Here is a 21,333-nt window from a genome sequence, read left to right as displayed (position 1 = left end):
CCCGCTGCCCTCCCGCATATTGCAGGAGGTTATTCATGGAATTATTAAAAAGCCCATTCTTAAACGATCCGAGCAGCCTCGTCGCTCAGGCTTTTGCTGAAATTCACCCGGGCACAGAATACGAGGCCATACTGGTTGACAAAATCACCGCCGAGGACGGCACGGAAATGGTCGGTTGTACTACCTTCCCAGACGACGGCACTCTCCCACTCATAGAAGTGGCCGGACATATCCCTGCGGGAGCAGTACCGGAGGTGCTGGCGCACGAGCTGGCCCATATCGTAACCGTAGGCGACGAACACGGGCCAGAATGGAAAAAAGCCTCGAGGCTATTTACAGCAAATACAACGAGCTCGCGATCGCTCGTTTTGGAACTCAGGAGCCGGAAGAAAACCAGAAGGGAGGCGATTAAGTGGCGAAATCAAAGAAAACGCTCGAAATCACCCAGACAAAGACGAAGGCCAATCGTCAAGAGATACAGATCAACGACATAGACTACACCACCAGCGCTGAGCCGAAAGCGTTCGCAGACGGCCGGCCGGTTTTTGCGCGCATGACAAAATTGTACCGATAAAGGAACTCAGAGAAAACCCGCTAAACCCGAATAAGCACCCGGACGATCAGATCAGAGCTCTCGCCGCTATCATTAAGGCAACCGGCTGGAGGCAGCCGATCACCGTGAGCACCCGATCGGGCCTGATCGTAAAGGGCCACGGCAGACTCGCGGCGGCAAAGTATGGAAAAATCAAAGAAGCTCCAGTCGACTATCAGAACTACGCCAGCGAGGAGGAAGAATTGGCCGACCTCATGGCAGACAACCGGATCGCGGAGCTTGCGGAAATCGACAGCGTAAAACTAGCCGAGGCTTTTGAGGCAGTAGACACCGGGGCGATCCCGTTTGAAATGACCGGCTACGAGGAGTCATTCTATCAGGAACTTGCGACAGCTCTATGCGAAGCAGACCACGACAAAGAGGAGGCAGACGACGACACCGTACTCCCACCACCGGAGGAACCAGTCAGCAAGCTGGGGGACGTGTGGATCCTCGGCCGCCATAGACTCATGTGCGGGAACTCCACCAACGCAAAGGACCGCGAGGAGCTGCTGGCGGGAGCAGAACCGGAGCTCATGCTCACAGATCCACCGTATTGCAGCGGCGGCCACCAAGAGAGCGGAAAGTCTACCGGAAGTATCGGAACCGTGAGAAAAGGCCAGACAGACGCGCCGAAGATTGCAAACGACATACTCAGCACCCGCGGTTATATTAAATTATTGACCGCAGCCTTCGAGGGTATCACTCCTCTATTTGCTTATGTGTTCACTGACTGGCGCATGTGGATCTATTTGTATGACATAATCGAGAAATCGGGCTTCGGAGTCCGTTCGATGATCGTATGGGATAAAGAGACACCCGGCATGGGCGTCGGCTGGAGAAGCCAGCACGAGCTCTGTCTGTTCGGCAGCAGAGGCAAGGCGAAATTTGACGGTCACAAAGGCTACGGCAATGTTTTGAGGTGCAGCAGGTCCGGGAATGAGTTACACCCGACACAGAAGCCCGTCGAGCTTATGGAAATGATACTCGACAACATGGATTTTGTAAAAACGGTTTACGATCCGTTCGGAGGCAGCGGGACTACTCTCGCGGCAGCAGAAAAGACCGGACACACCGCCTACCTCATGGAATTAACGCCCGGATATACCGACGTAATTGTAAAGAGATATTTCAGGATCACCGGTAACAAGGACCGGATCCAGCTCATAAGAGACGGAGCTCCGGCAGATCCGGCAGTATACGCCGAAATTTTCGACGATGTAGGAATAAGCTCAGACTACAAGGAAGGAGAATATGAATAAATGGCAAAACAGAAAAAACCAAGCATACCGCCAGAGATCAAAAGCTACATAGACGAGGTAGCAAAGAAAACCGCGGCAGCAGTCTCAGACGCATACAAGCCGTTGCAGCAGCCGCAGAACGCAAAGGCGGCGTTCAAAAACACCGAGGCTCGTCTCTATGCCCTACCGGTGCTGAAGGTCAAGATTAAGGACGACAAGGAAAAGATCGAGGAGCTGAGGACCTACGGAACCCCAGCGAGAAGCAAGTCGATCACCAGATTTTCAAAGAGTAGCACCCGCATGGATCCAGAGGAGGCTCTCGAGGCTATTATCAAAGACAAGCAGGCCTGCATTGAGTCGGATCAGCACGAAGTCGATGTTCTCGAGGAAGCCCTCGAAATCATCAAGCCAGATCCGTATTATGAGTCAGTAAGCGGCCGCTACTTCGAGGGGCTTGACAATGAGGCCATTGCTGAGTCACTGGGCTGCGACGCGACAACCGTCTGGAGGAACCGCCAGCGCCTTATTAAGAGCCTATCTGTCCGCTTGTATGGCACGGCTGCCATTGATTAGCCGCCGCCGGCAGCAGGCTGAGCGTGCAATTTACCGGTGCAAAAAAGATGCAATTTACTTTGAAATTGAGCCGTGTTATAATTCTTACAATGCAATAAATGGGTAAAGAAACCGCGCGAGAAAATCGGGCGGTTTTTTGCTGCCGTTTTCAGGCTGAGAGGAGGCGATCGCACATGGCAGCCACCAGAGGAACAACCACTTGTATGCTGTCAAATTATGAGGAGCTCGTCAAAACGCTGGACAATATTGCAGGGGTAGACGCTGAAAAGGTAATAAAGAAATGCACCTCAGACGCAAAGAGCCGAGCGCAGGCGTGGGTATCTGCTGCCGTGTGCGAGGTTTACGCTATCAAGAAGGCTGACGTAAAGGCGGCGCTTGACGGCAAAGGAAAAGGCGGCGGCCAGCTCAAAGTCGAGGGCAACCTCGTCGAGTCCGTTGTATTAACATACAAGGGCCGAGTCCTGACTCCGACGCATTTCAAAATGAAGCCCACCCAGCGGAAGCCGAAGCCATACCGAGTAAGTCAGGAAGTATTCAAGGGCCAGCGGAAGAACCTGCCGGCCGGCGTATTCCTTGCCAGCTCAGGAGGTGAGGGCTCTACACAGATACCATTCCAGAGGGAAAGTGAAAGCCGCTACCCTATCAAGAGCATAAAGACATTGAGTGTGCCGCAGATGATTGAAAACGAAAAGGTGCAGCCACTCATACAGCAGAACATTGACGAGGGCCTCAGCAAGCGACTGGAGAACCACGTCAAGCAAATGCTCGCCAAAGCTCAGGGGTGAGCTCTACGGGGCACACACGCAGCCACACGGGCACCATACACCACCAGAGAACCAGAGGCCACCACTCCACACCATGCGAGCGGCTGGCCTCTTTCTATATGCTCAGCACTCTAAGACTGAGCCACCACATCAGGCGCGGCAAGCTGGCCCGGACATGGACCACACCCAAAGGCCACGCCACACCAGAGGCGCAGCCCCGGCAGCAGGCCCGGGCAAGCCGAGGCAAGTCACCACTCGCGCGCCGAGTCGGCGCACCAACACCGCAGAGAAACGCAAGCGAAAAAAGAACACGAACGCCGGGCACCCGGCAAAAGAAAATAAAAAAATTTTCACGGGTCCTTTCGAGCTTAATTTTTCCCTGCGGTGCTTGCGAGCCCAAAAACTTGCTAGACTCATAGAAAAATTTTAGGCCGTTTCGTTACGCCGGGAAGGAGGCAAGGCATGGCAACACCACGAAAAGAAAAACCGGCCGAGACTCCGGCTACTGGCCGACAACAAAAATGGCCGAACTGTTTGAGCTGACCGCCCGGAGGATCCAGCAGCTCACACAAGACGGAGTCCTGAAAACTCACGACACGCCGGCCGGCCGCCGGTACAATGTCGGCGAAGCAACAAAGGACTACATCAGATACCTGCGCACGCAGCTCGATCGCAAAGCGTCAGCTCAAAACGATAAGCTGGAGACCGACAAGCTGCAGGCTGAGGTAGATATAAAAAGCGCAAAGGCCAGAGTCGCAGAGCTCCAGCTCGCCGAACTCGAAGGAACCATGCACAGAGCTGAGGACGTCGAAGCTATCACGACGGACCTCGTTTTTAATATCCGCAGCATGTTAATGGCTATGCCGGGACGGCTTGCGGTTGATACCGCGGAGCTTGCAAGTCCGGCCGAAACTTCTGCCAGAATACAAGAGGAGGTAAACGAGATCCTTCTGTCACTCTCCCAGTACCACTACGATCCAGAGGAGTATAAAAAGCGGGTAAAGGATCGGCAGGGCTGGGCTATGATCGAGGACGATGAGCAGGCAGAATGAAATTGACAGCTTAAACAATACGTTCGTTCGAGCTGTTAAGAATTTCAAACCACCCGAGCGCCTCACAGTGTCCCAGTGGGCTGAGAAAAACCGCCGCTTATCTCCTGAAAGCTCAGCAGAGGCAGGCCCGTGGAGGAATGAGCGAACACCGTACCTTGTTGACATAATGGACGCCTTCACAGATCCGAAAGTCAACAAGCTAACCGTTGTAGCTGCCTCTCAGGTTGGAAAATCTGAGGTAGAGCTCAATATAATCGGCTACATAATAGATCAGGATCCGGGATCTACGATTTATGTGCAGCCTACTCTCGACGACGCCCGGAAGTTCTCGCGCTTGCGTATCGCTCCAATGATAAGAGACTCGAAACCACTGAGGAAAAAGGTCTCAGACGTCAAAACGAGAGACTCCGGCAATACAATTTTGCAGAAATCTTTCCCGGGCGGCATGTTGACGATCACCGGATCCAACAGTCCGAGCGCTCTCGCTTCTACTCCGGCCCGCTATATCATCGGAGACGAGCGCGACCGCTGGGCGTCCAGCGCAGGAACTGAGGGCGATCCGTGGGCTCTGGCAGAGGCAAGACAGACGACCTTCTACAATGCGAAGTCGATCGAGGTATCGACTCCGACAATTAAAGGCGCCAGCAACATTGAAAACGGTTTTTTTGCCGGTACTCAGGAGCGCTGGTGCCATAAGTGCCCGGATTGCGGGGAGTATCACAATATTGTTTTTGACAATATTCACTTTGAGCACGAAGTCAAAAAGGTGCGAAATAAAAAGGCCTACAAGGTCAAGTCGATAACGTGGGTGTGCCCGAGCTGCGGCTGTATTCAGACAGAAGCAACCATGAAAAAGCAGCCGGCGAAATGGATCGCCGAGAACCCGGACGCATACCTAAAAGGGCACCGCTCTTTCTGGCTTAACGCTTTTTCGTCTCCGTGGACTCCGTGGGAGAAAATCGTCACGAAGTTCCTCGAAGCTCAGGGCGATCCTGAAAAATTGAAGGTTGTATTCAACACCCTACTCGGTGAGTTATGGGAGGATCGCGGAGATTTAGAGGACGAGGACGCAATGCTCAGCCGGCGCGAACAATACGACGCCGAGCTCCCTGACGACGTTCTGGTGCTGACCGTTGGAGTTGACACTCAGGACAACCGCCTCGAGTATGAAGTGGTCGGGCATGGACTCTACGGCGAAACGTGGGCATAAAAAAGGGAATTATCAACGGCCGGCCTGATACCTCAGAGGTATGGGCTCGACTCGACGATGTGATCGACCATGTTTACCGCTTCAAGAATGGCAAGGGCCTGAAGGTATCATTCACGTGCGTGGACTCCGGCGGCCACTTTACGCAGGAGGTATACGCCGAGTGCAAGGCCAGACAAAACAAGCGCGTTTTTGCCATAAAAGGAAAAGGCGGCGACGGCATACCGTACACCGCCCCACCTTCAAAGGTGAAGATCGTCATAGACGGCAAGCTGATCGGCAAGTGCTGGCTCTACACTCTGGGAGTAGACGCCGGAAAAAGTAAAATAATGAACGCCATTAAGGTGCAAGAAAAGGGAGCCAAATACTGCCACTTTCCACTCGGAGAGGATCGCGGTTATGACTCTCTTTTCTTTTCTGGCTTGTTATCTGAAAAGCTGTCGCTCGTCCGAACCAGACGCGGCGACAAATGGCAATGGGAGAAGCTGCCGGGACATAACCGCAACGAGGCTCTCGACTGCCGCAACTATGCAATGGCAGCCTTCAGAATACTGGATCCAGATCTCACGGCAGTAGAAAGGCGCCTCAAAGGCCAACCGCTGAAAACCGTCGAGAAAAAAGAAAAGAAAAAACGCTCCAGCGGCTCGAAGCTGTACGACGACTGGTAAGGAGGTGAACCATGAGACAGCAACAAAAGGCTGAAAAAATCAGCAAATTAAAGACTCGCCTCGAGCTTTACTATAAGCGCGAGGAGGAAATGCTCAGCGGCGGCGTTCAGTCCTATGGTATAGGAACACGAAACGCCACCAGATACCAGACAGATCTCTCAGCTATCCGCAAAGCAATCAAGGAAATGGAGGACGAGATCGCGTCGCTCGAAAACAAATCACAGCGCAGGGCCGTCGGAGTCGTCCCTCGCGACTGGTAAGGAGGCGAAAACCATGCAGCAAATAACTCCAAGCAAAACACAAGGGCCACCTGCTCAGGCGGCAACACTCGAAGCCCGTCCGGGATCAGCAGCCCCGCGAGCTTCAAACTATGGATATTCAGAGGCCGGCGCAAGCTGGAAGAAAAAGGCGCTGAAAAGCTTCAAAGCAAGCAGCTCCTCCCCTCAATGGGATATAGACCACAACAATGACACACTAAGGCAACGCGCTCGTATGCTGTATATGGCTGCGCCGGTTGCTACTTCTGCCATTAAGACCAACCGTACAAACGTCATAGGTTGCGGTCTGAAATTAAATAGCCGCATAGACGCCAAGCGTCTGGGAATGTCTCAGGAAGCTGCAAAAGAGTGGCAAGAAAAAACAGAGGCCGAGTTCAAGATCTGGGCCGAAAAGAAAAACGCCTGCGACGCTACCGGAGTAAATGACTATTACGCCATGCAGCAGCTCGCGCTTATGAGCTGGCTAATGAGTGGTGATGTGTTCGGACTCGTTAAGCGAGTCGATCCGACTCCTATGTGCCCGTATTCTCTCAGGATCCAGCTCGTAGAGGCTGACCGTTGCAGCACACCGCTGATTAACTCGGGGTACTACTGCTTTTCTACCGAAGGCAAGGCAAAAAACGGAAACCGGATCTTTGACGGTGTGGAGATTAACGACAGCGGAATGATACAAGCGTATTATTTTCGCAATACCTACCCGCACATTATTGCAGCAGCCGAAACCGAATGGACCAGAGTTGAGGCATACGGAGAAAAAACCGGGCTCCCTAATGTCCTGCATGTTATGGAGTCTGAAAGGCCTGAGCAGTACAGAGGCGTCACATATCTGGCGCAGATTATTGAGCCGCTCCTGCAAATGAGGCGCTACACGGAGGGTGAGCTCATGGCTGCCCTCGTCGAGAGCTTTTTCACGGCTTTTGTTACAACCGACACCGGCGCCGATGAAATGCCGTTCAATGAAGTAAACGGCTCAGAGGTAGAGCCTTCGGATCCTGACGATTACGAAATGGGCCCCGGAACGATTAATGTAATGAAACCGGGAGAAGATATCAAGTTCGCAGCACCAACAAGACCGGCAAGCGGTTTTTCTGCTTTTATTAGAGCGCTCTGCGAACAATGCGGCGCCGCGCTGGAGATCCCCGCCGATCTGCTCCTGAAATCGTTCAACGCCTCATACTCAGCAAGTAGAGCCGCACTGCTGGAAGCATGGAAAGCGTTCAAAATGCGCCGGGAGTGGTTTGCTAATGATTTTTGCAAGCCCATTTATGAGATCTGGCTCTCTGAGGCCGTAGCTCTCGGACGTATTCAGGCGCCCGGCTTTTTCAATGATCCGCTCATTCGTGCAGCATGGCTCGGGAGTGACTGGATCGGACCGTCTCAGGGACAGCTCGATCCTACGAAAGAAATCGGCGCCGAGATCCTTGCAAACCAGCACGGGTACAGCACCCACGAACAGAGTACGATCCGTTTGAATGGCGGCCAGTGGGAAGCCAACATGAACCAGTTAAAACGCGAAAACGAAATGATCGCGGAAGCTAACGGCACCACCCCAGAGGCTCAGGCTGAGGCTACTCAGGCTATTGCCTCTCTTATACTTCAAAATTCATTAAAGGAGGATCAGCAACATGCAAAAGCAAACAATCCCGCTGCGAGTTCTTAACGGCCCAGCAGCTCCACCCGCAGGCGCAGCCCAGAAGTTCTGGAACATCGTCGACGTAAGCGACGAGGAGGCCGAGATCACCATGTACGGTGAAGTTGTGAGCCAGAGACCGACAGACTGGTGGACCGGCGAACCGGTCGAGGGCTTATATATCACACCGGAAGGCTTTCTCGAAGATCTGGCTCAGGTCAAGGACAAGGCAAAAATCACCGTGCGAATTAACTCCGTAGGCGGCGACTTATACACCGCGCTCGGAATTTGCAACCGGCTCAAAGAGCTGAACGGCGACACCGTTGCAGTTATCGACGGAATTGCGGCCAGCGCCGCCACTATCATTGCTATGGGCTGCAAAACTCGTGAAATCGCTGAGGGCGCCCTTTTCATGGTACACGAGGCCCTGCTCACGCTTGTAGGGAATTACAACCACAAGGCCCTGCTCGAGGTAAACAAGAGACTCGAAGCGGCCAACAAGGCCGCAGCAGAAACATACGACGCCGCAACCGGCCTCGGAACTGAGAAGATCCGACAGATCATGGCGAAGGAAACATGGTACACCGGCCGCGAGGCTGTCGAAAATGGTTTTTGCACTTCGATCCGCGAGGGCTGCGAGACAAGCATGTGCATGAGCTCAGAAAAAGACGAGATTATCGTCAACGGAGTGCTGCACTCTCTCAAAGGTTTTCGCAATTTCCCGGGCAATGTGCCAATTATTAACAGCGTTAAAACGCCTACATCGAAGCCAGCAGCTCCGACTCAGAGCGTTTCAACAAATAAACCAAAAGGAGGTAACACCAAAATGACACCAGAAGAATTAAGACAGCAGTACCCTGACGTCGTAGCACAGATTGAGAACGCAGCCCGCGAGGCAGCAGCAAGCGAAGCCGTAACCGCCGAGCGTTCCAGACTGCAGGAGATCGAGACGATCGAGGCAACAGTCGGAGATCCTGAGCTTATCAAAGAAGCTAAATACGGACCGACAGCCTGCTCAGCTCAGGAGCTTGCTTTTAAGGCTATGAAAAAGCAGGCCCAGCTCGGAACTCAGCACATTCAGAACAGCGCCGACGACTTTACCGCCTCTGGAGCAGCCGGAGTCGGCACGACACCGAACTCAGGAGCACCTGCACCAAAGGATCAGGCAGCCGACGAAAACGCTCAGGTAGCTCAGCTCGCTGCTATGATCGCTAACGGTGGCGCAGTTCCGGCACCTACAACACCAACAAAATAAGGAGGGTATCACAATGAGAGCAGATCAGAAAATTGGAGCTTGCGACACTGACAATCTTTTTATTGACGGCAAGTTCCCAGTTGACGCCGTGGGCGTCACAATCGCGAGCGGAGAAGGAGTTCTCGCGCGCGGCACAGTCGTTGCAATGAGCAGCAAAACAAAAAAATGCGTTATTCTCGGCACAGCAGCCGGAGAAAGTGAGACGCTCACACCGTTCGGCGTTCTCTGCGACGAGGTAGACGCAACAAGCGCCGACGCATTTACAACAGCGTACAGATCCGGCCATTTCAACAGAGAGGCCCTTATCGTTGACGACGACTACACTATCACAGAAGCAGACGAGGCAGCGCTCCGCAACGGTGGCATTTTCCTCGACTCTGCTATGTAAGAAAAGGAGGACAATCGAAATGCCTACACCGTTAATTTACAGAACCGTCACTATGCTGGCGGCAATTCAGGCAATGCCTACACACAGAACATTTTTAAGAGATCGCTACTTCCCTACTACCGCACCGGTCAACGGAGTGTCTGAGGACATTTTCCCGGGTGAGGAGGTCCTCGTCGAGTATAGAAACGGCAGCAAGAAGATCGCGCCTGTGTAATGCCTCGAAAGGGTGGTATCACTATCGAGCGCGAGGGTTACAAGACCTTCAGCTATGTGCCGCCGTTTATCGCTCCACAGAGACCGCTCACCATTGACGACCTCAACAAGAAAGGGTTCGGCGAGCAGCTCTTCCAGAACGTAACGCCTCAGCAGAGACAGGCCCAGATCCTCAACAGAGACCTGACAGAGTTCGACACAATGATCTCAGGGCGCGAGGAGTACATGGCAGCCCAGTGTATGCTCAACAACGGCTATGTGCTGAGACACTACGCTGATAAGTACGGCAGCGGAGACTATGAGGAGTACGAGATCCGTTTCTACGATGAAGCAGCCAACCCGGCGAAGTACACACCGGCAGTAAAATGGAACGCAACCGGCGCCGACATTTACGGAGATCTTTCTGAAATGATCTACATGCTCACAAAGAACGGGCTCCCTGCTACTGAGTGCGTAATGGCCCGAGGAGTTTCAAAGATCGTGCTGCAGGATCCTACAATCCAGAAATACCTCGACAACCGCAGCATTATGCTCGGAACTATCGAGCCTATGAATTTACCGGAGGGAGCTTGCTGCTTCGCTATCCTGAACGTAGACGGCCACATGGTAAAACTTATCACTTACGACGAGACCTACGAGGACGAAAGCGGTCAGATCGTTCCATATCTCCCGGCTGGTACCGTAATTATGACAGCCCCGGCAGCAGGCCGCGGCCTCTATGGAGCAGTTACCCAGATTGAGCAGGACGACGGCGAGTTCCACACCTACACCGGCCGCCGTATTCCTAAGTACACGGCAGACGTAAAGGCCGAGTCCAGAGAGATTAAAGTCACAAGCCGCCCGCTCTTAATTCCTAGAAGCAAAAATCCGTGGGTATCTGCGAGCGTACTGTAAGAAATGCGAAGAAAGGAGCCGCCAAATGATTAAAATTATCGCCGGAGTATACGGCTATAAAGAGAACGGGATCATATTACCCAAAGACAAAGACTCCGAGCCCTTCTCTCTCGATCCTGAGAGAGAGGCCGAGCTCGTGACTCAGGGCGTTGCTGAATATGCAAACGTAATTATCCCAGAGGCCGAGCTGGAGCCAGAACCAGAAACCGCCGGCGCCGAGCAGCGGCCGGCAAAGGATCCGGCAGAACCGGAAGCAGAGGAACCAGAGCAGGATCTGGAGCCGGAAGCTGACGGAGACGAAGATCCTCAGAGCGAAAAACCAGAAAAGCCAGAGTACAGCGACAAAATGAGGCTCACAGAGTTGCAGGCACTCGCTGGAGCTTACGGACTCGACGCCCAAAATATGCGCACAAAGGCCGAAGTCATTAAGCTGCTCGACGATTACTTTACAGAGGAGGACGACACCGAAGCCCCTCCGGCTTTTGGTGCTATGGATCCGGTTGAGTAAGAGCCTCAAAGACCTCATAGCGTCGGATATTGATCTTGTATTCATACAGCTCGAGGACTTCGGAGAAGTTCATAAAATCGAGGGTAAAAGTATAACGATCATCATCGACAACGACACGCTTGTCACGATGAAAAACGGCAACATTTTGGGCGTTGCTGAGTCCGACACGCTTATATTTGCCAGAACCGAAGATCTGGAGGGTGAAAAAGCTCCGGGCTCCGCGCTGAATGTGGACGGCCGGGAGTGTACTGTTGACTCATGGGCTGAAAATATGGGGATCACCCAGATAGCCCTGCACCACACCCGCATGGTCTAGGAGGTGCGCTATGGCTATAACAAGCGATCTTGACAATATTGTCAAATGGTTCGAGGAGGAAGTCTGCCCCGGCATACTTCTGAAAGTTCCAGACGACAAAGTAAACGACGGCGGCTACAATGTGCAGACAGCGCACCCGGCCGCCTTTGCTATGTACATTCCTACTCAGGACAGAAAGCCGCCAGACGTTGCGGCACCCATTCCTTCACTATGCGTGCAGCTCTTAAAGGGCAAGCACGCACCGGCGCAGCACATCGGTCAAATGACGATACAGCTCGCGCTTGCGACATGGAACCCGGGGCAGCATGGCAGCGAAATGGCGGTACCAGAGCAGGATCCGCAGGCACTCGGCGGCGTGAAGTACCGCAGAGAGCCGAGCGAAAATTTCAAAAGAAACCTCGAGGGTTGGCGGGACGTCTGGAGCTTTACCGACAATGTGCTGCAAGCAATCGAGAACACTGAGTATATTGCGGGGCTGCGGCTCGTTAAGGAAAACGGCATAGAGTACGGCCCATTTACTGAGGACGGGGCTCTCGTGAGCTATTACCCGTACTGGTTTTGCTGGGTGCAGTTCACTCTCGAGCACGGGCTGGCCCGCAAGATACCCGCAGACTATGAAAAATTATTGTAAAGGAGTGATTTACAGATGAGCTATCAACACGGAGCTTACGGCGAGATCGGAAACGATAAAGTAAAAAGCGCCGTTCAGGTTGACACCGTTGTGGCATACATCGGAACCGCACCTATTAACCTTGTTTTAGGTTATAAGGAGAAGGGCCTGATTAACACACCGATCAAGCTGGAAAACATGCCAAAAACGCAGGCAACAGTCGGCTACTCGAGCAACTGGGACAAGTTCACATTATGCGAGCCGTTCGACTGCCATTTTGCGAACACAATCGGAAACGTGGGGCCGATCTATATCATCAACGTATTAGATCCGGCCGTCCACCAGAAAGACGTCAAGACAACCGTCGAACTCACATTCAAGAATGGCCGTGCCGAGTATGTGACTGACACAATTATCCTTGACACCTTTGCACTCTCCGACAAGGTACTGGGTGCAGACTACTCTCTTGACTACAACTATACCAAAGGTGCCGTAGTCATTGAGTCATTGAGTGACGCCGATCCTATCACCGGCACGGTGGAGGCTTCATTCACAGAGGTGGATCCGTCTCTCGTAACCAAGAGCGACATTATCGGAAGCGTTACAGCCTCCGGCAAGAGGACCGGACTGCAGGCTCTCTCCAAGCTCTACACCATGTTCAACGCCGTGCTCAACATTCTGGCTGCGCCGTTCTGGAGTGAAGATCCAGACGTTTACAAGGCTATGATCTCGGCCGTTCAGAAATTAAACGGCCACTGGGACGCTTTCGTAAATGCTGACTTACCGATTTACGACAGCAAGGCAAAGGCTGCCATTGACACGCTCAAAAAAGCCGAGGAGTGGGCTGACAGCAACGGCTACAACAACGGTTTTTCGAAGGTTTACTGGCCGCAGGTTCAGTATGCTGGCAAAGCGTACCACCTGAGCACTCAGGCAACCGTCACAATGCAGCGAGTTGACAACAGCCATGACAGTATTCCAATGGAGAGCCCGTCCAATAAAGAGATCATGTGTACCGCTCAGTATTTTGGAGTCAGCTCTGAAAACGAGGGCTTCGATCAGCAGGACGGCAACGAACTCAATTCAAAGGGAATTACTACCGCAGTATTTTGGGGCGGCCTCTGGGTGCTCTGGGGACCTCACACAGCCTACTACGAGTACGGTTCCGACGGCGTTGCGCGCTACATTTTCGACGTTAATATCCGTATGCTTATGTATATTACTAACGGCTTCCAGCGCCGCCACGGCACCCAGATCGACAGCACTATGGATCTGAGCCTCCAGCAGAGCATACTCATTGACGAACAGGAGGAACTCGACTCGTTAAAGGGCCGCGGCGCTCTTATCGGAGATCCTACCGTTGAATTTTTAGAGACGGCCAACCCTACCAGCAACCTGATGAACGGCGACTTTGTCTGGGATATTAGTGCAACCCCTACCCCACCATTTAAGAGCGGAACGGCGCGCGTATCGTACACAGACGAAGGCTTTACTGCTTATTTTGGAGGAGGTGAGTAAGTATGTGGTTAGACTTAAAAGGCGCGGTGGTTGCTGACACCGTATACGACAGCGGTGTGCTTACAGCTAAGGACACCAGCTTCACACTCCCGGCAATTTCACAAATGACAGCAGACCTCAACGCGATGGGAACAATGACGGTACCTATTGTCGGACTGCTCGAAAATATGGAGCTCTCGATCACAAAGATCGGCGAGGATAAAGGGCTCGGGAAAATGTCAAAGCTCGACAAGCACAGCTTTGAATTTAGATGGGTGCAGAACGTAGTCAAAGCAGACGGCTCCACCTCACCGGAGGGCTGCAAGGCTTTTGTCAGAACATTCCCACCGACTGCGCTCCCGGGTATCGGCGCAGAAATCGGATCCGCTTCGGAAAACGAGCTCACCTACACCGCGAACCGCGTGCAGATCTTTGTCGGAGGTTATGAGTACCTGCTCGTCGACAGACTGAGCCAGATCCTCAGAATTGACGGCAAGGACTACATGAGCGACATCAACAAATTACTGTAAAACATGGCCGCTGGCAGAACGCCGGCGGCTTTTTCTATAAAAGGAGGAACCAAAACCATGAGAACCCAGACAGAAGAAAGAGGAACAATCACACTCAACAAGCCGGTGCTTATCAACGGCGTGCAGGTTACTGAAATGAGTTACGACACCGACGAGATCAGCGGCGAACTCTATGCGCAGGCTGAGGCTCACAAAATGAAAGCCAGCGGCTCAAAAGGTGGAAACCTTGCGGGAGCTGTCGAGCTTGACTACTCCCTGCATTTATACATCGGCTTCGCTGCTGTCATTGCAGTAAACCCTTCTTACACATTCGAGGACATGGAGAGGATCAAGGGTAAGTCCCTCACTAAATTCTCTAAAATCGGCCGAGGTTTTTTTATCGGATCGGGAGACTCAGGGGCAGACAGCTCAGACGAGCAATCAGAGACTACTCCAGAACCTTCCACACCAGCACGTCAGAGCTCGAAAGGAAAAGAGTAATTGATTTTATAGTCGAGTACGCAGAGGCGGCCGAGGATCTCGCCGCCGAGCAAAAACGTCGACAGAAAAACAAACCACCGCAAGTGTTAAAGCACAAGAAAGGCCGAAGGAGGTGATACCGTGGCGAGTAGCAAAACACTACAAGCGATCGTGGAGATTGCGGGCTCATTAAGCCCAACACTCGGGAAAGCCGCAGAGGAGGCCAGCAAATCACTCGAGGGCATAAACCTGAAGCTGTCGCCGTAGGTGCTGGCGTTGCTGCTGCGGGTGCCGCTATCGGAAAAGCTACCATTGAGGCCGGCAAGTATCTCGTAGATCTCGGCGGGCAATTCGACAATGTAGTCGACACGATCAGGATCGGAACCGGAGCCACCGGGGACGCCCTCGACGCTCTCACCGATGATTTTAACGAGGTTTACAAAAGCGTACCAACAACAATGGAGGACGCCAGTCAGGCGATCGCCGACTACAACACGCGCCTCGGTTTGACTGGCCCGGAATTGCAAAATATTTCAAAGCAGGCGATCCAAGTGTCGGACATGCTGGGGGACGACCTCGGCGGCGTTATCGAGGAGTCAAGCCAAGCCTTCCAAGCGTGGAACATCGACGCGGCCGACATGGGCGACGCTATGGACTATGTGTTCAAGGCGTCACAGTCAACCGGTCTCGGCTTCACTGACTTAATGAGCAGCGTGCAGCAGTTCGCTCCTCAGCTTCAAGAAATGGGCTACTCATTCAACGAAGCCACCGCCCTGATCGGACAGCTCGACAAGGCCGGCGTAAATACCAGTGAAGTGCTCGCGGCTATGAAAAAGGGCGTCGGAGCTCTTGCAAAGGAAGGAATATCTGCAAGCGAGGGTCTCGAACAGTATGCCGAAAAGATTAAGAACGCAGGCAGCATGACGGAGGCGACCACTATCGCTTCCGAAATTTTCGGAACAAAAGCCGGCTCCACAATGGCTGCCGCTATCAGAGACGGGACTCTCTCAGTCTCCGATCTGACTGCCGAGCTTGAAAAAAGCACCGAGACTATCGGAGGCGCTGCCGAAGATACTTACGACTTTGCAGAGCGCCTGCAAATGTTCAAGCAGCAGGCTCAGGTGGCTCTCGAGCCGCTTGCAAATACCATGTTTGACACCCTCAATCAGCTAATGCCGGTAGTCGGTGAAGCTATGGAGGGACTGATCCCAATTATTCAGGGCTTGACTGAGACAATTATCCCGGTAATTCAAGACATAATGCCGCAGTTGATCCCTCTTTTTCAAGATTTTGTACCGGTACTTTTGGAGACGGCCCAGACGATCGGCCAGCAGTTGATCCCGCCGCTGCTTCAAATGATCCAGCAAGTGCTCCCATTGGTTATTCAGTTAGTGAGCAGCGTCCTTCCGCTCCTATCTCAGATCATTGCGGCAGTTTTGCCGGTACTGGTGCAGCTCATAACCGCAATTTTGCCGCCGATCATGCAGATTATATCGGCAGTTTTGCCGGTTGTGATCGAACTACTCAACACGGTGCTCCCTATCCTTATGACGCTGATTAACTTACTCATGCCGATACTCGACACCGTTATGAATTTAATCGGGCCAATTGTGAGTCTGATTGCGACAGCGATCACCCCTCTGATCTCAGTGCTGGGATCGCTTATTTCTCAGGTTTTGGAACTTCTGGCCCCGGCCCTTCAATTTATAGCCGGAATTTTTACGAGCGTACTCGGTACCGCTATTCAGGGAATAGCCCCGATTGTGCAGTCTATAACTCAGATTTTTCAGGGCCTTATCGACTTTATTACTAATGTATTCGCCGGAAACTGGAGTGGAGCATGGCAGGGAATTGTCAGCATTTTCTCGGGTATCGTTTCAGGAATTGCAAATATTTTCAAGGCTCCGATCAATGCGATCATTAGTGGAATTAACACTTTTATCAATGGCATTAACGGCATAAAGATCCCGGACTGGGTACCGGGCGTCGGTGGTATGGGCTTTAGTATTCCAAACATACCAATGCTTGCGACTGGTGGCTTTACCGAAGGCATAACGATCGCCGGAGAGGCTGGCACTGAGGCCGTTATCTCATTCGACCGAAGTGTCAGGGCTGCCAATATAGGCTACTGGGAAAAGGCTGGAGAAATGCTGGGCGTATACGACAAATCAGAGACAGCCCTCGCGGGTAATCTCCTGAGCGTTGACGACTTTTCTCTGGCTGAGCTATCTCAGCCTTCTACCACTATCGTTTACGATTTTAGCGGCTTCACATGGAGCCCGGTTATTGCTGGCGGTAAGGTTACAGAGGACAACGACGACCTCATGCAGAGGCTCAAAGCTCACGAGGCCGAGTTCTTCGACTGGCTGGAGCGCTGGATCCAAACAAGGGAGGTGACTGCTTTTGCGTAGAGTTACATCATACTACGAGTACACCACACAAGACGGCGACACATTCGACCTGCTTGCGTTAGATATGTATAACGACGAGCGTCTGGCTCATTACATCATCGAATACAACCCAGACTATGCCGACGTGATTGTATTCGAGGGCGGCGTGCAGTTAAAGCTCCCCGTTGTTGAGGAGGCAGAAACCTCGGAGACAGTACCACCGTGGAGGGCGACAGCATGAGCGAATTGTTATTAAATTATACGGACGTTTCCGAAAAGGTGGCGCTCTCCTCCTGCGTGCATGAAATGTATGCGGGAGGACGCTCTGACTCTTTGCGCGTCAGAATATCAGACACAGACGGACAGTTCGACAAATGGAATTTAAGAACCGGATCACCGGTTGAATTTAAGGACTCAGGAACAGGCACGGGAAAAATGTTTTTATACTCCTCGGCTCCCGACTCCAGCTACTACGACCTGCGCGCTTATTCTATGCCGCCAAGCGGTACGATCCCGAGCTCTAAAGCATGGGAGCGCGTTCATTTTTCACAGATCGGCCAAGAAATTGCAAAACGGCACGGGCTGGAGTTTGAAAGCTACGGCGTAGCCGATCATGTGTACGAATACAGGAAGCAAGAAAACGAGGAGGACTTCAAGTTCTTCGGCCGCCTATGTACGCTCGAGCGTGCAGCTCTCACAATATACGACGGTAAACTGATCGCAGCCTATGAGCCATATCTCGAGGCAATAGAGCCAGCGATCACAATCGACACGACCGGTTGCCATGTAGAATATGAGGACAACAGCGTCCTATCGTATGGATCGGCAACGGTATCTTGCGGACCTTACACCGGAACATATAAGGCACCGGGAGAAAATTCTCGAATATGGGTACCGCAAAAGCCTATTAAGTGCCAGAGCACCCTCGAGGCGATCCGCTTCGCTGCAGGAGTATTGCGAGAAAAAAATAAAATGCTCGTATGCGGCAGCATTGAGGCGAGCCTCATGCCGATATATGCGCCCGGAATAATGGTGAACATACTAAACCAGCAGGCCCCGTCATGGAGCGGCGCCTTTTATATTTACAAAGTGCGGCACGATTACGGAAAGCACAAAACAAAAATATTTTTCAGAAAGAAACTGGAGGGCTACTAATGGACGGAACCATAAACAAAGGCGTGATCCTGAGCATTGAGGGCAACACCGCAAAGGTGGCCCCGATGAAGGACACACGGCTCGTGTCTCCTAATATCCAGATAGCTGACAACATCGACGCGGCAACGCTGAAAAAAGGCGCCGCCGTGGCTTATGTCTGCTTCGAGGACGACACCGGCCTCATATTTGCAACACTGAGCTAGGAGGCGATCACACATGGCAGTAATGGCAAAATGGAGAAACAAAACCTTCGAAGTCTCCAGAAAGAAAGTAAACCCGCTGAAAAACTTCTCTACTTCGACAACGATCAAGGGTGACGACTCCAAGAGTAAAAAGAAAAAAACCGAGCTCGTACCCTTTACCTTCGACATTGACGTACATGCAAACGCCGGAGTAAACCCTCAGAAAGAGTACGAGTCGTGGTGCTCTCTCATTAAAAGCACCGGAGTGTTATATTTGCACGGCCGTCGCTTCGGCAGAGAAACCAGACTAAAAGAGGTAAGCCTCTCAGGCGTCATTATGGACGATTACGGCCGGATCCGCTTCGCTACGATCGGGCTCACATTCGAGGAGGTAAACAAGAAAGAAACCAGCGGAAAATCTGGCGCCCGAGCTGCCGCCTCAGAAGCAAAAAAAGCAGAGAAGAAAGCAGCCAAGAAAAAGGGCAAAAAAGTGACAATATCAGTAGGCAGCAGCGTGAAGCTGACCGGCTCATACTATGCGGACGGTGAGAAAATTCTCAATAGTGAAAAAAAGCGAGTTCTGAAGGTTGGAAAAATCAACGGAAACAAAGCATACCTCCCGCAGGTCGACGGCTGGGTATATATCAGCACGCTGTCCCTCGTGTCATAAAGGAGGCGATCACATGCTGGCAAGCAACAACGGAGATCCGCGACAATGCGCGGCCAATCTCCTGAAACTTACGAGAGGCGAAAACCCCTATGATCGTATCAAGGGGATCGACGCAGCAATAACAGACGCACCCAGCGCCTCGGCGCGTTATGACGCGATTGCGGAGGCTGAGTGGGTACTTGACACTTACGAGCCGCGCGTCGAGGTCGAAGGCATTGACTTCGAGGCTCCAGACGCACAAGGCGGCGATTTTTCAACTATAACACAAATTAAACTAAGAGAGGAGGAGGACAATGAGTAGCACCAGCGAATTGCAATTCATAGAAACAGACGCCGGCCAGATCTACGACTTTATCATGTACGTTTTAGAGAATGGCGTCACCGAGGAATTATACCCCGGAGACGAGCGTCGAATTTTTGGAGAAACGCTTGCAACTCTCGTTGTAGCGCTTTACTCCACGATGAACGACTCAGCAAAGCAGTCAACTCTCCGCTATGCAAGGGGCGACGTTCTCGACGCTCTGGGAGAATTTGCGGGAGTGTTCAGGATCGAAGCACTACCAGCGACAACAACGGTTCGCTTTTCTCTCAAAGAAGCAGTAACGCAAAACATCATCATCACCAAAGGAACCCGCGTAACTTCGGACTACTCTCGCTACTTCAAAACCACGGAGACCATAGTCCTGCAGGCTGGTTCCTTATATGTCGACGCCGAAGTCGAAAGCGAGGAAGGCGGCACAGCATACAACGACATACCCGTCGGCGAGATCAATGTGCTGGTTGATATGATCCCATTTATTGACGGAGTTTCCAACACTGAGGAAACAGCCGGAGGCGGCGACGAGGAAAACGACGAAGATCTGAGAGAAAGGATCCGACTCGCGCCAGCCAGCAGATCCACGGCCGGGCCTAAAAACTCATATAAATATTACGCCGTATCTGCTGACGCAACCGTGGCCGACGCACATGTAAGCTCACCGAGCCCGGGCGTTGTTGTAATTACGCCTATTTTGTACGGTGGAGAAATACCGGATCAGACCGTACTCGACAAAGTTCTTGCAGCCTGCAACGCTGACGACGTTCGCCACTGACTGACAAAGTGGAGGTATCTGCTCCGACTATTCAATCTTACGATATTGAGCTGAAATATTACACAACGGCAGCCAATGAGACAGCAGTCGTCGAAAATATAGAAAGCTCCGGCGGCTCAATCGACCAGTACATATACTGGCAAGGCAGCAGCCTCGACCGGAATATCAACCCGGACTATTTGAGAAAACTCATACTTTGCCCGGAGGACTCAGGCGGCAACCACCTGACCGGCGCGGATCGCGTCGATATTATTAAACCGGTATACACCGAGCTGAGCGCAACGACGGTGGCGAAATTTTCCGGCAAATTAACGGTATCGCATGAAGTGGAGGGGTAAAACATGGCAAGAATGAGCATTTTTAACCCCGACATGGCGAAGCTGCTCCCTAAATTTATGAAAGCGGACAAAACGGACGTGGCACTTTCTCACGCTATGGACGTTCTGCTCGCTAAACCGGCGAACAGAGCCAAAATTCTGCGGAAATGGGACCAGATCGACAACATGAACGACACGCAGCTCGATGAAATGGCGTGGGAGTTTAATATTGACTGGTGGGACTCCTCTTTCTCTCTGGAGACTAAAAGATCAGTAATACGCACATGCTACCGAGTCCATGAAAAGCGCGGCACAAAATGGGCGGTTGAGGAGCTTATCACCTCGGCCTTCGGAATGGGTAAAGTTACAGAGTGGTTCGAGTACGGCGGCCAGCCGTACTGGTTCAAAATTCAGACAAGCGCAACACTCACAAAGGACGGTATGCTTTATTTTTTGAACATGATCGACAAGGTAAAAAATGCGCGCTCTCATGTTGAAATGATCGAAGTTACCAGAACGATCCAGCAGCCGCTCCACGGAGGCACCGCGTACCATTCATTCAGTAAATGCGTAGTTTTGGATCATTTTCAGGAAACACGCAAGGCAGAAATCACCCAGCACGGAGGAACCAGCCGAGGATCCTACCACAGCCGCAACAGCATTATGGACTACTTTGCGTTGGAATACTCTGCGAGCATTGTGTCGAATGTCGGCACGGCAGCAGGTCAGAGCCAAGGCAAAGCTGGGGCAATAGAACATTTTGACGACGTACAACCTCTGGAGCTTCAACTGGCTGCCGGAGTTGCACATACAAACCACATTAAAAACATCATAAAGGAGGAATGATTGCATT

25 protein-coding genes and 2 pseudogenes are annotated in these 21,333 nt (G+C 52.2%); all 27 read left to right on the top strand.

The window, feature by feature from the left end:
• The first annotated feature begins 35 nt into the window (after nucleotides 1-35).
• Nucleotides 36-494 (top strand): hypothetical protein, encoded by a 459-nt coding sequence (locus tag DW059_RS00700; RefSeq protein WP_117696829.1) that lies wholly within the window; start codon nucleotides 36-38, stop codon nucleotides 492-494.
• Between the two features lie 184 nt (nucleotides 495-678).
• Nucleotides 679-1,854 (top strand): DNA modification methylase, encoded by a 1,176-nt coding sequence (locus tag DW059_RS00695; protein WP_442969763.1) that lies wholly within the window; start codon nucleotides 679-681, stop codon nucleotides 1,852-1,854.
• Complete coding sequence (locus DW059_RS00690) at nucleotides 1,855-2,406, top strand: RNA polymerase sigma factor (RefSeq protein ID WP_117696827.1); 552 nt, start codon at nucleotides 1,855-1,857, stop codon at nucleotides 2,404-2,406.
• Between the two features lie 173 nt (nucleotides 2,407-2,579).
• Complete coding sequence (locus DW059_RS00685) at nucleotides 2,580-3,191, top strand: phage tail protein (protein WP_024725551.1); 612 nt, start codon at nucleotides 2,580-2,582, stop codon at nucleotides 3,189-3,191.
• Nucleotides 3,192-3,691: 500 nt separating this feature from the next.
• Nucleotides 3,692-4,222: a protoporphyrinogen oxidase gene (locus tag DW059_RS00675; protein ID WP_117696819.1), complete on the top strand. Its 531-nt coding sequence runs from the start codon at nucleotides 3,692-3,694 to the stop codon at nucleotides 4,220-4,222.
• Nucleotides 4,206-6,097, top strand: a pseudogene (locus DW059_RS17765) (phage terminase large subunit family protein). Before DW059_RS00675 ends, DW059_RS17765 begins: the two are co-directional and overlap by 17 nt.
• An 11-nt stretch (nucleotides 6,098-6,108) precedes the next feature.
• On the top strand, nucleotides 6,109-6,357 hold the full coding sequence (locus DW059_RS00665; RefSeq protein ID WP_006855435.1) for a DUF6148 family protein: 249 nt from the start codon (nucleotides 6,109-6,111) through the stop codon (nucleotides 6,355-6,357).
• Nucleotides 6,358-6,370: 13 nt separating this feature from the next.
• On the top strand, nucleotides 6,371-8,035 hold the full coding sequence (locus DW059_RS00660) for a phage portal protein (protein ID WP_082196326.1): 1,665 nt from the start codon (nucleotides 6,371-6,373) through the stop codon (nucleotides 8,033-8,035).
• Nucleotides 8,001-9,260, top strand: coding sequence for a head maturation protease, ClpP-related (locus tag DW059_RS00655; RefSeq protein WP_117696817.1), 1,260 nt, complete (start codon nucleotides 8,001-8,003; stop codon nucleotides 9,258-9,260). Before DW059_RS00660 ends, DW059_RS00655 begins: the two co-directional genes overlap by 35 nt.
• A gap of 13 nt (nucleotides 9,261-9,273) precedes the next feature.
• Entirely contained in the window at nucleotides 9,274-9,648 is a 375-nt protein-coding gene (locus DW059_RS00650; protein WP_117696813.1) for a head decoration protein, read from the top strand.
• Nucleotides 9,649-9,667: 19 nt separating this feature from the next.
• A complete protein-coding gene (locus tag DW059_RS16255) occupies nucleotides 9,668-9,862 on the top strand; it encodes a major capsid protein (RefSeq protein WP_242986040.1) in 195 nt (64 codons plus the stop codon).
• Nucleotides 9,862-10,755 carry a major capsid protein gene (locus DW059_RS00645; protein ID WP_242986039.1) on the top strand — a complete coding sequence of 298 codons (894 nt, stop codon included), beginning with the start codon at nucleotides 9,862-9,864 and terminating at the stop codon, nucleotides 10,753-10,755. The genes DW059_RS16255 and DW059_RS00645 overlap by 1 nt, the downstream gene beginning before the upstream one ends.
• Before the next feature lie 25 nt (nucleotides 10,756-10,780).
• On the top strand, nucleotides 10,781-11,263 hold the full coding sequence (locus DW059_RS00640; RefSeq protein WP_117696810.1) for a hypothetical protein: 483 nt from the start codon (nucleotides 10,781-10,783) through the stop codon (nucleotides 11,261-11,263).
• Complete coding sequence (locus tag DW059_RS00635; RefSeq protein ID WP_147326013.1) at nucleotides 11,256-11,579, top strand: sugar ABC transporter ATP-binding protein; 324 nt, start codon at nucleotides 11,256-11,258, stop codon at nucleotides 11,577-11,579. The genes DW059_RS00640 and DW059_RS00635 overlap by 8 nt, the downstream gene beginning before the upstream one ends.
• Nucleotides 11,580-11,589: 10 nt before the next feature.
• Nucleotides 11,590-12,210, top strand: a complete 621-nt coding sequence (locus tag DW059_RS00630; RefSeq protein ID WP_117696804.1) for a hypothetical protein — start codon at nucleotides 11,590-11,592, stop codon at nucleotides 12,208-12,210.
• A gap of 15 nt (nucleotides 12,211-12,225) precedes the next feature.
• On the top strand, nucleotides 12,226-13,707 hold the full coding sequence (locus DW059_RS00625) for a phage tail sheath family protein (RefSeq protein ID WP_117696801.1): 1,482 nt from the start codon (nucleotides 12,226-12,228) through the stop codon (nucleotides 13,705-13,707).
• Nucleotides 13,708-13,709: 2 nt separating this feature from the next.
• The gene (locus DW059_RS00620) at nucleotides 13,710-14,216 is read left to right on the top strand and encodes a phage major tail tube protein (RefSeq protein ID WP_006855474.1); all 507 of its coding nucleotides are present in this window, start codon (nucleotides 13,710-13,712) and stop codon (nucleotides 14,214-14,216) included.
• A 57-nt stretch (nucleotides 14,217-14,273) separates the two neighbouring features.
• A complete protein-coding gene (locus tag DW059_RS00615) occupies nucleotides 14,274-14,696 on the top strand; it encodes a hypothetical protein (RefSeq protein ID WP_029467714.1) in 423 nt (140 codons plus the stop codon).
• Between the two features lie 120 nt (nucleotides 14,697-14,816).
• Nucleotides 14,817-14,942 (top strand): hypothetical protein, encoded by a 126-nt coding sequence (locus DW059_RS16670; RefSeq protein WP_256385492.1) that lies wholly within the window; start codon nucleotides 14,817-14,819, stop codon nucleotides 14,940-14,942.
• Nucleotides 14,906-17,086 (top strand): phage tail tape measure protein, encoded by a 2,181-nt coding sequence (locus DW059_RS16250; RefSeq protein WP_330408199.1) that lies wholly within the window; start codon nucleotides 14,906-14,908, stop codon nucleotides 17,084-17,086. Before DW059_RS16670 ends, DW059_RS16250 begins: the two co-directional genes overlap by 37 nt.
• On the top strand, nucleotides 17,079-17,306 hold the full coding sequence (locus DW059_RS00605; RefSeq protein WP_006855477.1) for a tail protein X: 228 nt from the start codon (nucleotides 17,079-17,081) through the stop codon (nucleotides 17,304-17,306). Before DW059_RS16250 ends, DW059_RS00605 begins: the two co-directional genes overlap by 8 nt.
• Nucleotides 17,303-18,220 (top strand): phage late control D family protein, encoded by a 918-nt coding sequence (locus DW059_RS00600; RefSeq protein ID WP_117696794.1) that lies wholly within the window; start codon nucleotides 17,303-17,305, stop codon nucleotides 18,218-18,220. Before DW059_RS00605 ends, DW059_RS00600 begins: the two co-directional genes overlap by 4 nt.
• The gene (locus DW059_RS00595; RefSeq protein ID WP_006855479.1) at nucleotides 18,220-18,423 is read left to right on the top strand and encodes a hypothetical protein; all 204 of its coding nucleotides are present in this window, start codon (nucleotides 18,220-18,222) and stop codon (nucleotides 18,421-18,423) included. Before DW059_RS00600 ends, DW059_RS00595 begins: the two co-directional genes overlap by 1 nt.
• 13 nt (nucleotides 18,424-18,436) lie before the next feature.
• Nucleotides 18,437-19,072, top strand: a complete 636-nt coding sequence (locus tag DW059_RS00590) for a hypothetical protein (protein WP_024725538.1) — start codon at nucleotides 18,437-18,439, stop codon at nucleotides 19,070-19,072.
• A gap of 13 nt (nucleotides 19,073-19,085) precedes the next feature.
• Nucleotides 19,086-19,373: a hypothetical protein gene (locus tag DW059_RS00585; protein ID WP_006855481.1), complete on the top strand. Its 288-nt coding sequence runs from the start codon at nucleotides 19,086-19,088 to the stop codon at nucleotides 19,371-19,373.
• Nucleotides 19,366-20,501 (top strand): annotated as a pseudogene (locus DW059_RS16665) (baseplate J/gp47 family protein). Before DW059_RS00585 ends, DW059_RS16665 begins: the two are co-directional and overlap by 8 nt.
• A gap of 3 nt (nucleotides 20,502-20,504) precedes the next feature.
• Nucleotides 20,505-21,326, top strand: a complete 822-nt coding sequence (locus tag DW059_RS00575) for a phage tail protein I (RefSeq protein ID WP_117696791.1) — start codon at nucleotides 20,505-20,507, stop codon at nucleotides 21,324-21,326.
• Nucleotides 21,327-21,333 lie beyond the last annotated feature (7 nt).

The sequence above is a fragment of the Roseburia sp. AF42-8 genome (assembly GCF_003435965.1).
GTDB classification, from domain to species: domain Bacteria; phylum Bacillota; class Clostridia; order Lachnospirales; family Lachnospiraceae; genus Roseburia_C; species Roseburia_C amylophila.
This window is presented reverse-complemented; position numbering and strand designations above follow the sequence as displayed.

Coding starts and splice junctions, on each gene's coding strand:
- DW059_RS00665 (WP_006855435.1), top strand. CDS start 6,109: ATGAGACAGCAACAAAAGGCTGAAAAAATCAGCAAATTAAAGACTCGC.
- DW059_RS00690 (WP_117696827.1), top strand. CDS start 1,855: ATGGCAAAACAGAAAAAACCAAGCATACCGCCAGAGATCAAAAGCTAC.
- DW059_RS00660 (WP_082196326.1), top strand. CDS start 6,371: ATGCAGCAAATAACTCCAAGCAAAACACAAGGGCCACCTGCTCAGGCG.
- DW059_RS00645 (WP_242986039.1), top strand. CDS start 9,862: ATGCCTCGAAAGGGTGGTATCACTATCGAGCGCGAGGGTTACAAGACC.
- DW059_RS00585 (WP_006855481.1), top strand. CDS start 19,086: ATGCTGGCAAGCAACAACGGAGATCCGCGACAATGCGCGGCCAATCTC.
- DW059_RS00685 (WP_024725551.1), top strand. CDS start 2,580: ATGGCAGCCACCAGAGGAACAACCACTTGTATGCTGTCAAATTATGAG.
- DW059_RS00675 (WP_117696819.1), top strand. CDS start 3,692: ATGGCCGAACTGTTTGAGCTGACCGCCCGGAGGATCCAGCAGCTCACA.
- DW059_RS00640 (WP_117696810.1), top strand. CDS start 10,781: ATGATTAAAATTATCGCCGGAGTATACGGCTATAAAGAGAACGGGATC.
- DW059_RS00620 (WP_006855474.1), top strand. CDS start 13,710: ATGTGGTTAGACTTAAAAGGCGCGGTGGTTGCTGACACCGTATACGAC.
- DW059_RS00655 (WP_117696817.1), top strand. CDS start 8,001: ATGCAAAAGCAAACAATCCCGCTGCGAGTTCTTAACGGCCCAGCAGCT.
- DW059_RS00590 (WP_024725538.1), top strand. CDS start 18,437: ATGGCAGTAATGGCAAAATGGAGAAACAAAACCTTCGAAGTCTCCAGA.
- DW059_RS00700 (WP_117696829.1), top strand. CDS start 36: ATGGAATTATTAAAAAGCCCATTCTTAAACGATCCGAGCAGCCTCGTC.
- DW059_RS00575 (WP_117696791.1), top strand. CDS start 20,505: ATGGCAAGAATGAGCATTTTTAACCCCGACATGGCGAAGCTGCTCCCT.
- DW059_RS00600 (WP_117696794.1), top strand. CDS start 17,303: ATGAGCGAATTGTTATTAAATTATACGGACGTTTCCGAAAAGGTGGCG.
- DW059_RS00595 (WP_006855479.1), top strand. CDS start 18,220: ATGGACGGAACCATAAACAAAGGCGTGATCCTGAGCATTGAGGGCAAC.
- DW059_RS00630 (WP_117696804.1), top strand. CDS start 11,590: ATGGCTATAACAAGCGATCTTGACAATATTGTCAAATGGTTCGAGGAG.
- DW059_RS00650 (WP_117696813.1), top strand. CDS start 9,274: ATGAGAGCAGATCAGAAAATTGGAGCTTGCGACACTGACAATCTTTTT.
- DW059_RS16255 (WP_242986040.1), top strand. CDS start 9,668: ATGCCTACACCGTTAATTTACAGAACCGTCACTATGCTGGCGGCAATT.
- DW059_RS00625 (WP_117696801.1), top strand. CDS start 12,226: ATGAGCTATCAACACGGAGCTTACGGCGAGATCGGAAACGATAAAGTA.
- DW059_RS00615 (WP_029467714.1), top strand. CDS start 14,274: ATGAGAACCCAGACAGAAGAAAGAGGAACAATCACACTCAACAAGCCG.